The organism is Streptomyces viridosporus T7A (assembly GCF_008704515.1).
Taxonomy (GTDB): Bacteria; Actinomycetota; Actinomycetes; order Streptomycetales; family Streptomycetaceae; genus Streptomyces; species Streptomyces viridosporus.
In genome coordinates this window covers 4,537,144-4,548,983 of the sequence record NZ_CP023700.1, presented here as the reverse complement: position 1 = coordinate 4,548,983, position 11,840 = coordinate 4,537,144, and the positions used below count along the sequence as shown (strand labels likewise).

At 71.9% G+C, this 11,840-nt stretch carries 13 protein-coding genes; 10 read left to right on the top strand and 3 right to left on the bottom strand.

Features of this window, described 5'->3' with window-relative positions; translation table 11 throughout:
* Nucleotides 1-199: 199 nt before the first annotated feature.
* The 10 genes from CP969_RS21145 (at nucleotide 200) to CP969_RS21100 (ending at nucleotide 9,905) form a co-directional block, all read left to right on the top strand.
* On the top strand, nucleotides 200-946 hold the full coding sequence (locus CP969_RS21145; RefSeq protein WP_016825293.1) for a FadR/GntR family transcriptional regulator: 747 nt from the start codon (nucleotides 200-202) through the stop codon (nucleotides 944-946).
* Nucleotides 947-1,001: 55 nt separating this feature from the next.
* On the top strand, nucleotides 1,002-1,721 hold the full coding sequence (locus CP969_RS21140; protein WP_016825294.1) for a PDC sensor domain-containing protein: 720 nt from the start codon (nucleotides 1,002-1,004) through the stop codon (nucleotides 1,719-1,721).
* 268 nt (nucleotides 1,722-1,989) lie between these two features.
* Nucleotides 1,990-3,192: a cytochrome P450 gene (locus CP969_RS21135; protein WP_004985372.1), complete on the top strand. Its 1,203-nt coding sequence runs from the start codon at nucleotides 1,990-1,992 to the stop codon at nucleotides 3,190-3,192.
* Between the two features lie 53 nt (nucleotides 3,193-3,245).
* A complete protein-coding gene (locus tag CP969_RS21130; protein ID WP_004985374.1) occupies nucleotides 3,246-3,434 on the top strand; it encodes a ferredoxin in 189 nt (62 codons plus the stop codon).
* 12 nt (nucleotides 3,435-3,446) lie between these two features.
* A complete protein-coding gene (locus tag CP969_RS21125; RefSeq protein WP_016825295.1) occupies nucleotides 3,447-4,664 on the top strand; it encodes an NAD(P)/FAD-dependent oxidoreductase in 1,218 nt (405 codons plus the stop codon).
* 73 nt (nucleotides 4,665-4,737) lie between these two features.
* The gene (locus CP969_RS21120) at nucleotides 4,738-6,141 is read left to right on the top strand and encodes a glutamine synthetase family protein (protein ID WP_016825296.1); all 1,404 of its coding nucleotides are present in this window, start codon (nucleotides 4,738-4,740) and stop codon (nucleotides 6,139-6,141) included.
* Complete coding sequence (locus CP969_RS21115; RefSeq protein WP_016825297.1) at nucleotides 6,138-6,860, top strand: substrate-binding periplasmic protein; 723 nt, start codon at nucleotides 6,138-6,140, stop codon at nucleotides 6,858-6,860. Before CP969_RS21120 ends, CP969_RS21115 begins: the two co-directional genes overlap by 4 nt.
* A 2-nt stretch (nucleotides 6,861-6,862) precedes the next feature.
* Nucleotides 6,863-7,606, top strand: a complete 744-nt coding sequence (locus CP969_RS21110; protein WP_016825298.1) for a gamma-glutamyl-gamma-aminobutyrate hydrolase family protein — start codon at nucleotides 6,863-6,865, stop codon at nucleotides 7,604-7,606.
* Nucleotides 7,603-9,117, top strand: coding sequence for an aldehyde dehydrogenase (locus tag CP969_RS21105; protein WP_016825299.1), 1,515 nt, complete (start codon nucleotides 7,603-7,605; stop codon nucleotides 9,115-9,117). Before CP969_RS21110 ends, CP969_RS21105 begins: the two co-directional genes overlap by 4 nt.
* Nucleotides 9,114-9,905 (top strand): gamma-glutamyl-gamma-aminobutyrate hydrolase family protein, encoded by a 792-nt coding sequence (locus tag CP969_RS21100; protein WP_016825300.1) that lies wholly within the window; start codon nucleotides 9,114-9,116, stop codon nucleotides 9,903-9,905. The genes CP969_RS21105 and CP969_RS21100 overlap by 4 nt, the downstream gene beginning before the upstream one ends.
* Nucleotides 9,906-10,109: 204 nt before the next feature.
* On the opposite strand, the gene CP969_RS21095 is transcribed toward CP969_RS21100, so the two are convergent.
* From CP969_RS21095 to CP969_RS21085, 3 genes are read right to left on the bottom strand one after another with little or no spacing between them, the layout of a single operon-like run.
* Nucleotides 10,110-10,769 (bottom strand): DUF5063 domain-containing protein, encoded by a 660-nt coding sequence (locus CP969_RS21095; protein ID WP_016825301.1) that lies wholly within the window; start codon nucleotides 10,767-10,769, stop codon nucleotides 10,110-10,112.
* The gene (gene recR / locus CP969_RS21090; RefSeq protein ID WP_016825302.1) at nucleotides 10,762-11,361 is read right to left on the bottom strand and encodes a recombination mediator RecR; all 600 of its coding nucleotides are present in this window, start codon (nucleotides 11,359-11,361) and stop codon (nucleotides 10,762-10,764) included. Before recR ends, CP969_RS21095 begins: the two co-directional genes overlap by 8 nt.
* A gap of 59 nt (nucleotides 11,362-11,420) precedes the next feature.
* Nucleotides 11,421-11,762 carry a YbaB/EbfC family nucleoid-associated protein gene (locus CP969_RS21085; protein ID WP_004985391.1) on the bottom strand — a complete coding sequence of 114 codons (342 nt, stop codon included), beginning with the start codon at nucleotides 11,760-11,762 and terminating at the stop codon, nucleotides 11,421-11,423.
* Nucleotides 11,763-11,840: the final 78 nt, after the last annotated feature.

The window sequence follows — 11,840 nt, the reverse complement described above, 5'->3', positions numbered from 1 at the left end:
GCCCCTTGGTCTGGGTGGCCGGGGGGAGGGGTGCCCCTAAGATGCTTCCTGGTATGGCGCGGAAAACTACAAGCTCATTTTTTATTGCACAAGACTCTGTGCCGTTACGCGCGGACGACGGCACCCACGGTGACGGGCGGGTGACGTTCGGGTGACGGGCCGTGACGGCAGCACAGGCGACGAAGGACGAGGAGCAGGGATGACCGCGGGCGACGCACCGACGATGCGCGCCTCGCTGATCTCCCCCCTGAACGGGGGAGGCCGCGCGGAGGGGGTCGTGGAGCGCGTCAGCAGGGCGATCCTGCTGGGGCTCGTGGTCGACGGCGAGCAACTGCCCACCGAGGTGGAGTTCGCCGGCCAACTGGGCGTCTCCCCCATGACGTTGCGGGAGGCGCTGGCGATCCTGCGGCAGCAGGGCCTGGTCGAGACCCGCCGCGGCCGCAACGGCGGCACCTTCGTGCGGCGCCCGGTGAACCCGCCGCGCGGCCCCCTGGAGGACCGGCTGCGCTCCACCACCGCCTCCAAGCTCCGCGACCTGGCCGACGAGCAGTTCGCCGTCTCCGGCGCCTCCGCCTTCCTCGCCGCGCAGCGCGCCTCGGCGGCGAGCGTGCGCAAGCTGCTCCACCTCGTCGAGCCCCTGGCGGCGGCCGAGGAGTACGGCGACCGGATACGGGCCGACAGCCGGTTCCACATCGAGGTGGCGATGGCCTCGCAGTCCGAGCGGCTCACCCGGCTGGAGGTGAACCTCCAGGCCGAGTTGACGTCCCTGCTCTGGCTGCCGCTCGAGCCCCGGGCCGTGCTGGAGGAGGCGGTCGCCGACCACCACGCCATCGCCACGGCCATCGCCGAGGAGGACGGCGAACGGGCCCGGGCGCTGTCCGAGCGCCACGTCCAGCGCAACCTGCGCCGACTGATCGAGCTGCACCTGATGGTGGCGGAACGATGAAGGGGGGAGGCACCCGATGTGTCCCGGTAAAACCGCGCAGGAAGGCGGGTCGACCGTGGTGGCGAAGAGAGAACTGGACACGCTCCTGGAGCGGGTCAGCGGTCTGCTGAGGGAGGTCTTCGACCACCTGGAGACCGTCGCGGGCGAGGTCGTCGCCCGCCGCCGCGCCGTGCTGGCCGAGGGCGGCTCCTTCGGAGTGCGGGAGATGGCCGCCCTCAAGCCGGTCCTCGTCGAGCGGATCGACGAGCAGCCCGCGGCGGACGGCTTCGGCTTCTTCGCCGCGGCCGGGTTGCTGCCGCAGCGCGACCGGCACTTCGAGTGGTGGCAGCGCGGCGGCACGGGCTTCGTCCAGCTCAGGCTCAACCTGGACCCGAGCAGCGTGGACGTCTACGACTACTTCGAGATGGACTGGTTCGCCGCCGGACGCGACCACTCCCGCCGTTCGGTCTTCGGCCCGTACGTGGACTACTTCGGCGCCGACCGCTACGTCTTCACCCTCACCGCCCCCGTCTTCGACGAGGTCTTCCTGGGCGTGGTCGGGGCCGATCTGAGGGTGAACGAGTTCGAGCCCCGCCTGCTCAGGGCGCTGCGCGGGGGCGCCCACGACGCGGTGCTCGTCGGCCCGGAGCAGCGGGTGATCGCCGCGAACACCTCGCGCTGGCTGATCGGCTCCCGGCTGCCGAGGACGCCCCGGTCCGGGGAGGACGGCTTCGTCATGGTGGGCGAGGTCGGCCTGGACAGCGACTGGGTGGTGGCCCTGGCTCCCCGCGAGTAGCCGGAGCCCCCGGAACACCTCCGGGACGAGCGCGCCCACGGGACCGCCGCGGCCGAACCGGCCGCGGCGGTCCCGTTTCGCATGCCCGCCCCGTGGTCCGCGCGCCCGCCTCGTTCCCGAAATGGGCGGTTCCAGGGCCTTTTCCGGGCGGCCGCGACGGCTTCGGTGAACGGGCCGGAACTTTCTTCGGACAGACCCTTGACTAACAAACCCTAGGTTTAGAGTATTTGGCCACTCGCTCAGCCCGCCCCGAGAGTTGGAGAGTCCTATGACGGGCACCGCCCTCGATGCCGCTCCGTACTTCGACGTCGCCGACCCGAGCTTCTCGATCACCTCTGCCGCCGTCCACGAGGCACGTGAGCGCAGCTGGTACGCCCGGACCAACTACGGCCTGGCCGTGCTCCGTTACGAGGAACTCAACCGACTGCTCAAGCACCCCAAGCTCCGTCAGGGAAGCGTGGCCTGGCCCTCCCACAACGGGGTGACCGAGGGCCCGTTCGCCGACTGGTGGGACAGCTGGATCCTCAACAAGGAGGGCGAGGAGCACCACCGGCTGCGCCGGCTGATGAACCCGGCCTTCTCCCCCAGACTGATCAAGGACCTGGTGCCGCGCTTCCAGGCGCTGGCCACCGAGCTGATCGACGATTTCGCCGAGCCCGACCGGTGCGAGTTCATCTCGGAGTTCGCCGAGCCGTACGCGGCCCGCGTGATCGCCATCATGCTCGGCATCCCCGAGGACGAGTGGAAGGCCGTCTCCACCGACGCCGCCACCATCGGCCTGGCCATGGGGGTGACCCTCCGTCAGGACCTGCCGAAGATCGAGGAGGCGCTGGACCGGCTCTACCGGTACTCCGACGACCTGATCGCCGACCGCCGCCGCACCCCCCGCGAGGACTTCGTCACCCGGCTCGTGGAGGCCAGCCGCGACACCGACAAGCTCAGCGACGCCGAGCTGCGGGACGGCCTGGTGCTGCTGATCTTCGGCGGCTTCGACACCACCCGCAACCAGCTCGGCCTGGCCCTGCAGACCTTCGTCGACCACCCCGACCAGTGGCGCCTGCTCGCCGAGCGGCCCGAACTGGGCGGCAAGGCGGTCGAGGAGGTCATGCGCGTCAACCCGACCACCCGCTGGGTGACCCGCGAGGCCGTGGAGGACTTCACCTTCCAGGACCTGGAGATCGAGGCCGGCACCACGATCCACCTGTGGACCGAGGCGGCCGGCACCGACCCCCGCGTCTTCGGCGGGAACCCCTTCGACATCACCGCCGAGCGCAAGCCCCACTTCGGCTTCGGCGGCGGCGCCCACCACTGCCTGGGCCACTTCGTCGCCCGCAGCGACATGAGCGAGGCCCTGCCCCTGCTGGCCAAGCGCCTGCGCGACCCGAAGATCGCCGAGGGCGCCGAGTGGCTGCCCGACTCGGGCAACACCGGCCCGGTCCGGCTGCCGCTCACCTTCACCCCGGCCTCCTGACCGGTTCACGAACGGCTCTCCCCAACGGCTCGCAGAGTGAGAGGAACACCCCCATGAAGGTCACCGTCGACATGTCCCTGTGCCAGGACCACGGCCAGTGCGCCATCGCCTCGCCCGCCGTCTTCCGGATGGACGACGAGGGCAGGCTCGTCTACGAGGGCGAGCCCGACGCGTCGCTGCGCGACGAGGTCGAGGAGGCCGCCGACGTCTGCCCCGTCCAGGCCATCTTCATCGACGGCTGACGGAGACCGGCCATGACCGCACACATCGCCGTCGTCGGAGCGTCGCTCGCGGGTCTGCGAGCGGCCGAACAGCTCCGTGCCGCCGGGCACACCGGGCCCATCACGGTCCTCGGCGACGAACCGCACCTCCCCTACAACCGGCCCCCGCTCTCCAAGGAGGTGCTGTCCGCGCCGGGCGACCCCTCGCCGGCCGACCTGCACGCCAAGGTGGCCTTCCGCCGCCGGGCGTCGGTCGTCGACGTGGACTTCCGGCTCGGACTGCCGGTGGTGGAGGCCGACCCGGCCCGGGGCCGGCTCTCCCTGGAGGACGGTTCCGTCGTCACCTTCGACGGGCTCGTCGCCGCCACCGGACTGCGCCCCCGCCGTCTGGGCCTTCCCGGCCCGTCGGCCGGACGCCATGTGCTGCGCACCCTCGACGACTGCGTGGGCCTGCGCGGCACACTGCGGCCGGAGGCCGACGTCGTGGTCATCGGCGCCGGGTTCATCGGCTGCGAGGTCGCCGCGACCGCCCTGAAGATGGGCTGCCGGGTCACCGTGGTGGACCCCGTCGGGGCGCCGATGCAGCGCGTCCTCGGGGCGTCGCCGGCCGCCGCCGTCCAGCGGCACCACGAGGCCGCGGGCATCCGGTTCGTCATCGGCCGGTCCATCACCGGCTTCCTGGGCACCACCGCCGTCACCGGGGTCGAACTCGACGACGGGAGCACCCTCGGTGCCGACGTCGTCGTCGAGGCCGTCGGTTCGATCCCCAACACCGAGTGGCTCGCGGGGACCGAGGGACCGGACCTGAGCGACGGGATCCTGTGCGACAACCTGCTCAGGGTCCACGGCGCGCAACGGTTCGTCGCCGTCGGGGACATCGCCCGGTTCCCCAACCCCCTGTTCGACGAGGTGCCCCGCCGCGTCGAGCACTGGTCCATCCCCACCGACACCGCCAAGCGCGCGGCCGCGACCCTCACCGCCGACCTGGCGGGCGTCGCCCCCGACCTCTCCCCGTTCGCCCCGATCCCCTCCTTCTGGAGCGACCAACTCGACCTGAGGTTCCAGAGCTTCGGCTCCCCCGCCCTCGCCGACGAGGTGCGGGTGGAGGAGGGCGACCTCGACCGGCCCGCGAACGGCGTGCTCGTCACCTACCACCGGCGAGCGGCGCACGTGGGCACCGTCGCGATCAACCTGCCGCCCGCCCGTCAGCGCGAGCTGCGTCAGGCCTTCAGCGCCCTCGCGGCCGCCTGACCGCACCGCCCTCCCCGTTCTCGCCCCCTGCTCCCACCGCGAAGTACCGCCGCGAAACCCCCTTGAGGTGGACATGATCACCATGCCCGACGCCACCACGGCGCTGGACCAGCACCGCGAGCGCAACACCGACGAAGAGGCGATCAACCTGGTGCGCAAGCGCATCGCCGACGCCGGTGTGGAGTACGTCTACTACCAGACCGTGACCATCAACGGCCGTGTCATCGGCAAGGTGGTGCCCGCCGAACACCTGATCCGCAACGTGGAGAAGGGTGTCAACATGCACCGCACGGTGATGGCGGACTTCCAGGTCGACCGCGCGGGCAACCTGCTCGGCGGAGGCAGCGAGGCCGCCGAGTTCACCGCGCTCCCCGACCTCGACACCTTCAGCGTGCTGCCCTGGGACTCGAGCGTCGGCCGCTTCTTCTGCCGCCTCTACGAGCCCGAGCACCGGCCCGAGGTCGGCGGCCGGCCGCTCGCCACCGACGTGCGCGGCAACCTCATCCGGCTGCACGAGGCGTTCACCGCCCGCACCGGCCTGACCCTGCGCACCGGCTGCGAACCCGAGATGACCTGGACCGGCCCCGGGCTGGAGGTGCACCACCGGCCCGACGACAGCCCGGCCTACCGCATCGACCTGCTGGAGCGGAGCCGGCCGATCTACCAGAAGGTCATCGCCTACGCCAAGGCCCTCGGCCTGAACATGATCGAGGGCGACTACGAGGACCCGGGCCAGATCGAACTCAACTGGATGTTCGACCACGCCGACCTGACCGCCGACCGGCTCATCACCTACCGGCAGCTGTGCCGCCAGGTCGCCCGTGAACTCGGCATCAAGGCCAGCTTCATGCCCAAGCCGGCCACCGGCATGATGGGCAACGGCTGCCACCACAACCTCAGCCTGTGGCGCGGCGAGGAGAACGTCCTGGAGGAGCCCGGCCGCCGCGAGCTGCACCTCACGGAGACCGGGCAGCACGCCCTGGGCGGCATCCTCACCCACGCCGCCGCCTCCATGGCCGTCATGGGATCGACCGTCAACTCCTACAAGCGGTACTGGGACTCCGGCCAGTTCGCCCCGTCGCAGATCAACTGGGGCAAGGACAACAAGACCTGCACCGTGCGCCTGTCGGCCAACGGACGGCTGGAGTTCAAGCTCCCCGACGCCATGGTCAACCCCTACCTCTCGCACGCCGTCCTGATCGCCGCGATCGCGGAGGGCCTGGACAACAAGATCGACCCGGGACCGTCCCAGCAGGGCTCCAGCTACGGCGACACCTCCGACGCCCCCCGGTTCACGCCGCTGCCGCTGAACCTGGGCGAGGCGCTGCGGGTCTTCGACGCCGACCCGGTCGTCAAGGCCGCCATCGGCGAGGAGACCGCGGAGCTGTACCACGCCTACAAGTGGGACGAGTGGGCCCGGTTCTGCGGCGTCGTCACCGACTGGGAGCACATGATGTACGCGGAGGACACCCCGTGACCGAGCCCCTCCGTCTGGCCTGCATCGACTCCGACGCCGCGCCGCTGTTCCTGCGCGACGACCCCGTCGAGGGACGGCGCGGTTACGAGCCGGCCGTCGCCGAGCTGATCGCCGACGAGCTCGGCCGCCCGCTGGAGTGGGTGTTCCTGCCCTGGGCCGAGATGCTCCCCGCCGTGCGGCGCGGCGAGGCCGACGGCGTGCTGTGCGGCCAGGGCATCACCGAGTCCCGCCTGCGGGAGGTGGACTTCACCCGCCCGTACGCGGTCTTCCACGAGTCCGTGCTCATCCGCCGCGGCGACCCCGTGCGCTCCGCGGAGGACCTGCGCGGCCGGAAGGTCGCCGCCATCGCCGGCAGCACCAACATGGCCCTGGCCGAGACCTTCGACGGCGCGGTCACCGTGCCGTTCGGGGGCGACTCCGACGACGTGTTCGGGGACATGCTGGAGGCGCTCAGGGCCGGTGAGGTGGACGCGGTCGTCGACGACGACGTCGTGTTCGTGCCGCTGGGCGACCACCCGGACTTCGAGCTGGCCTTCACCGTCCGCACCGGCAACCGCTGGGCCGTCGGCGTCGCCAAGGACCGCCCGGAGGACCTGGCGGCCCTGGACGGCGCCCTCGGCCGGATCATCGCCGACGGCCGGCTGGCCAAGGCCTGGGCCGAGTGGCTGCCGGCGCTGGAGTACCCCTTCGGCGGCGGAGCCGGCGGGGCGGAGGAGTGAGCATGAGGCCCCTCATCGCCGTGATCGGCCGCCGGGCCGCGTCCGTCTCCGGCCTGCGGTTCGCCGCCACCGTCGCCGCCGAGGCCCTGGGCGACGCGGTGTTCGCGGCCGGCGGCGAACCGCTGGTCCTGCACGGCGGCCCCCGCGCCGAACTGTCCGGACTGCCTCAGCGGCTGGCCCGGTTCGACGGTGTGCTGATGCCCGGCGGGTCGGATCTCGATCCGGCCCGCTACGGGCAGCAGCCGCACCCGCGGACCCAGCCCGACCACCCCGAACAGGACGAACTCGACCTCGCGGTGGCCCGGGCCGTCCTCGACCTGGACCTGCCCACCCTGGCCGTCTGCCGCGGCCTGCAGGTGCTCAACACCGTCTGCGGGGGAACCCTGGACCAGCACCTGACCGAGGGCCCCGTGGACCACCTCGACGCCCGCCACACCGTCACCCCGGCACCCGGCTCGCGCCTGGCGTCGGTGGTGGGGACCGGGTCCTTCGAGGTCTCCTCCTACCACCACCAGGCCGTCGACCGGCTCGGCCGCTCCCTGACCGTGGTGGCGCGGGCGGCCGACGGCTGTGTCGAGGCGGTGGAGCACACGGACGCGGACGTGCTCGCCGTGCAGTGGCACCCGGAGGACCTGTTCGACACCTCCCGGCAGGACGGCGCCCTCTTCCGCGACCTCGTCGAACGCGCCGCGACCCGGCGTGCCGCGACCCGGCGTGCCGCAACCCGAAAGGAACGCGCAGCATGACAGCGACCCCGGAGGAACAGGCCCTCGCCACCCGCGCCGAGCTGGAGAAGCGCTTCGCCGGACTGTCCCTCCCCAGCCGGTTGTACATCGACGGCAAGCCGATCGACGCCGCCGACGGCGCCACGTTCGACCGGATCTCCCCGCGCGACGGCCGGAGGATCACCTCGGTCGCCGAGGGCGGCGCCGTGGACGTGGACCGGGCCGTGGCCAGTGCCCGGAAGGCGTTCGAGAGCGGTGTCTGGTCGCACCTGGCGCCCCGCAAGCGGCGCGAGGTGCTCCAGAGGCTGGCCCGGCTGGTCGAGGAGCACGCCGAGGAACTGGCCCTCCTGGAGAGCGTCGACATGGGCAAGCCCTACCGGGACGCCCTCGCCGTCGACATCCGGGTGACCCTCCAGGCCCTGTACTTCTACGCCGAGGCCGTCGACAAGTTCTCCGACGAGGTGGTCCCCACCGACCGGGACACCCTGGCCACCGTCACCCGCGAACCCCTCGGGGTCGTCGGCGCGGTGGTCCCGTGGAACTTCCCGCTGATGATGGCCATGTGGAAGATCGCGCCGGCGCTGGCCACGGGCAACTCCCTGGTCCTCAAGCCGGCCGAGCAGTCCCCGCTGACGGCCCTGCGGTTCGCCGAACTGGCCACCGAGGCGGGCGTTCCCGACGGCGTCCTCAACGTGGTACCGGGCTTCGGACCCACCGCCGGCGCCGCCCTGGGACGCCACGGGGACGTCGACGCGATCACCTTCACCGGCTCCGGTCCGGTGGGCCGGCTGTTCCTGACGTACGCGGCCGAGTCCAACCTCAAGGAGGTCTCGCTCGAACTCGGCGGCAAGTCCCCGCACGTCGTCATGGAGGACGCCCCGGACCTGAGGACGGTCGCCCGGTACGTCGCGAGCGGCATCTTCTTCAACCAGGGCGAGGCCTGCTCCGCCGGGTCTCGGCTGCTGGTCCACCGGGGCATCAAGGACGAACTGCTGGAACTCGTCCTCGAGGAGAGCCGCAGGACCGTCGTCGGCGACCCGCTCGACCCGCGCACCGACATCGGCGCGCTGGTGGAGCACCGGCACCTGGAGCGGGTCCTGGGATACGTGAACGGCGCCGTGGAGGAGGGCGCGCGACTGGTCCTGGGCGGCAACCGCGTCCTGGAGGAGACCGGCGGGTACTACGTGGAGCCCACCGTCTTCGAGGCCGGACCACGGATGCGGATCGCCCGCGAGGAGGTCTTCGGCCCGGTGCTCTCCGTGATGACCTTCGACGACGCCGACGAGGCGGTGCGCCTGGCCAACGACACCGACTACGGCCTGGCCGCCGCGGTGTGGTCGAAGGACCTGTCCACCGCGCACCGCCTGGCACGGGCGATCCGGGCCGGCACCGTGTGGGTCAACAACTACGACGAGAGCGACATCACCGTTCCGTTCAGCGGCTACCGTCAGTCCGGCTTCGGGGCTCCCGACAAGTCCCTGCACGCCCTGGAGAAGTACACCCAGCTGAAGACGACTTGGATCAAACTGTGACCGCACCCCGCGCAGAAGGAAACGATTTCCCCGGCGCCGCTCCCGGGCGCGACGGCCCACGGATCGCCGTCCTGGGCTCGCTGGACTACCCGGACCTGACCGACGAGGACACCGCCATGATCCGGCGCCTCGCCCGGACCGCCCTGGCCACCTTCCGCGGCCTGGGCGCCCGCTGCGAGTTCGTCGAGACCTCCACCCCCCTGAAGGACCTCGGCGATCCGGAGCGGGTCACCGAGTACGACGGCCTGTTCCTGCTGGGCGGCGGCGACGTCCATCCGGAGCTGTACGGCCGCGGCGAGGCGGTGCCCCGCACCTTCGGCGTGGACCGCCGGGCCGACGAGTTCGCCCTCACCGCGATCAGGGCCGCGGTGGACGCCGGCCGGCCGGTGCTGGGCGTCTGCCGCGGTTCACAGCTGATCAACGTCGCCTTCGGCGGCACGCTCATACCGGACATCGAGGACCACCGGCTCCACCGCGGCGGGCCGGGCGAACCGCTGTTCGTCGACGAGAAGGTGACCGTCACCGAGGGCACCCGCCTGGCGGGCCTCGTCCGGGACACCCGCCTCACCGTCCGCTCCGGGCACCACCAGGCCGTCGACCGGGTGGGCGGGGAACTGGTGGCGGTGGCACGCGCCGACGACGGGGTGGTCGAGGCGACCGAGCACCCCGACAAGTGGGTGGTCGGCATCCAGTGGCACCCGGAGGACCCGGCCGGTTCGCAGACCCACCGGCTCCGCCTCTTCGAGGGCTTCGTCGCCGCCTGCGCACAGGACCCGCAGCCGCGCTGAACGCCCGTCGGTCCCGAGCCCCGAACGCACCCGGCGCTCGGGTCTCGGGACCGACGCCCGGTCGGCGGCGGGCACAGGCACCCACGGCCGCGCGACGACGAGGTGCTCCCGGCCCGCACAGGCCGCCGGCGCACGGATGTCCCCCGGGGGCGTCGGTGAGGATCGGCGCCTCGCCGTGGGCGAGGGAAACGGCGACACTCGCCGTCACTGCACCGACCGCGCTCCCAGCGACGTGCCGAGTTCCCGTGCCATGACCTTGCCCGCCTCGAACTCCAGGGTGTCGTCGCCCATGCCGTGGTCGGTGTCGAGGCCGTCCAGCTCGGCCAGGGGCTGGTCCAGCCGGACGTGGGCGACGACGGACTGGAGGGCGCGCAGGGTCGCCGAGGCCGTCGAGCCCCAGTTGGAGAAGTAGGAGAACTGCCACCACCACAGGGCTTCCGTGGTGCGGCCCGCGCGGTAGTGGGCCATGCCGTGGCGCAGGTCGGTGATGACGTCGGCGAGGTCGTCGGAGATGCGGGCCGGGACGGGGGCCGTGCGGGGCTCGTAGGGGTCGAAGACCTCGGAGTAGACGTCGACCGGCTCCAGCATGCGGGCGAGGTTCTCGCGGAGGCCGTCCGCGTCGGGCTCCGGGCCCATGTCGGGCTCGTAGCGCTCGTCGGGGACGATGTCCTCGTGGGCGCCCAGCCGGCCGCCGGCCAGCAGCAGCTGGGAGACCTCCAGGAGGAGGAAGGGGATCGCCGAGTCCGGCTCGTCGCCCTTCGCGACCTCGGTCACGGCGACCAGGAAGCTCTCGATCTGGTCCGCGATCTGGACCGCGAAGTCGTCCGGGTTCTGGTGGGTCGCGTGCAGCGTGGCATCAGACATCTAGGAGTCGTCTCCCCTCGAAGGCGCGGCCGAGGGTCACCTCGTCCGCGTACTCCAGGTCGCCGCCCACCGGGAGGCCGCTGGCCAGGCGGGTGACCTTCAGGCCCATGGGCTTGATCATGCGGGCGAGGTACGTCGCCGTGGCCTCGCCCTCGAGGTTGGGGTCCGTGGCCAGGATCAGCTCGGTGACCGAGCCGTCGGCCAACCGGGCCAGGAGTTCCCTGATGCGCAGGTCGTCGGGGCCGACACCGTCGATGGGGCTGATGGCGCCGCCCAGCACGTGGTAGCGGCCCCGGAACTCCCGGGTGCGCTCGATGGCCACGACGTCCTTGGGCTCCTCCACGACGCAGATCACCGCGGGGTCGCGGCGGACGTCGCGGCAGATGGAGCACTGCTCCTCCTGGGCGACGTTGCCGCAGGTCGCGCAGAAGCGGACCTTCGCCTTCACTTCCATGAGGGCGTGCGCGAGACGCCGTACGTCGGTCGGTTCCGCCTGGAGGATGTGGAAGGCGATCCGCTGCGCGCTCTTGGGCCCGACGCCGGGCAGCCGCCCCAGCTCGTCGATGAGGTCCTGGACCACGCCTTCGTACAACGGACTGCCGTCCTTCCTGAGGTTCTTTCTGTACGTACGGTAGAGCCCGGCGGCCGGTCTTAGAAGGGCAGACCGGGGATGCCGCCGCCGCCCAGCCCCTGGGCCAGCGGGCCGAGCTTCTGCTGCTGGAGGGTCTGGGCGTTCTCGTTGGCCGCCTGGACCGCCGCGACGACCAGGTCCGCGAGGGTCTCGGTGTCCTCCGGGTCCACCGCCTTCGGGTCGATCTTCAGGGCCCGCAGTTCGCCGGAACCGGTGACGGTGGCCTTCACCAGGCCGCCGCCCGCCTGGCCGTCGACCTCCGTGCGGGCCAGTTCCTCCTGGGCCTTGGCCAGGTCCTGCTGCATCTTCTGGGCCTGCTGGAGCAGCTGCTGCATGTTGGGCTGGCCACCACCGGGGATCACGATTCAGCTCCTTGGTCGGCCGGTCCGTCGGCCCGTCGGCCCGCCGGTCCGGGATTTCCCGTTCGGCACGAGCCTACG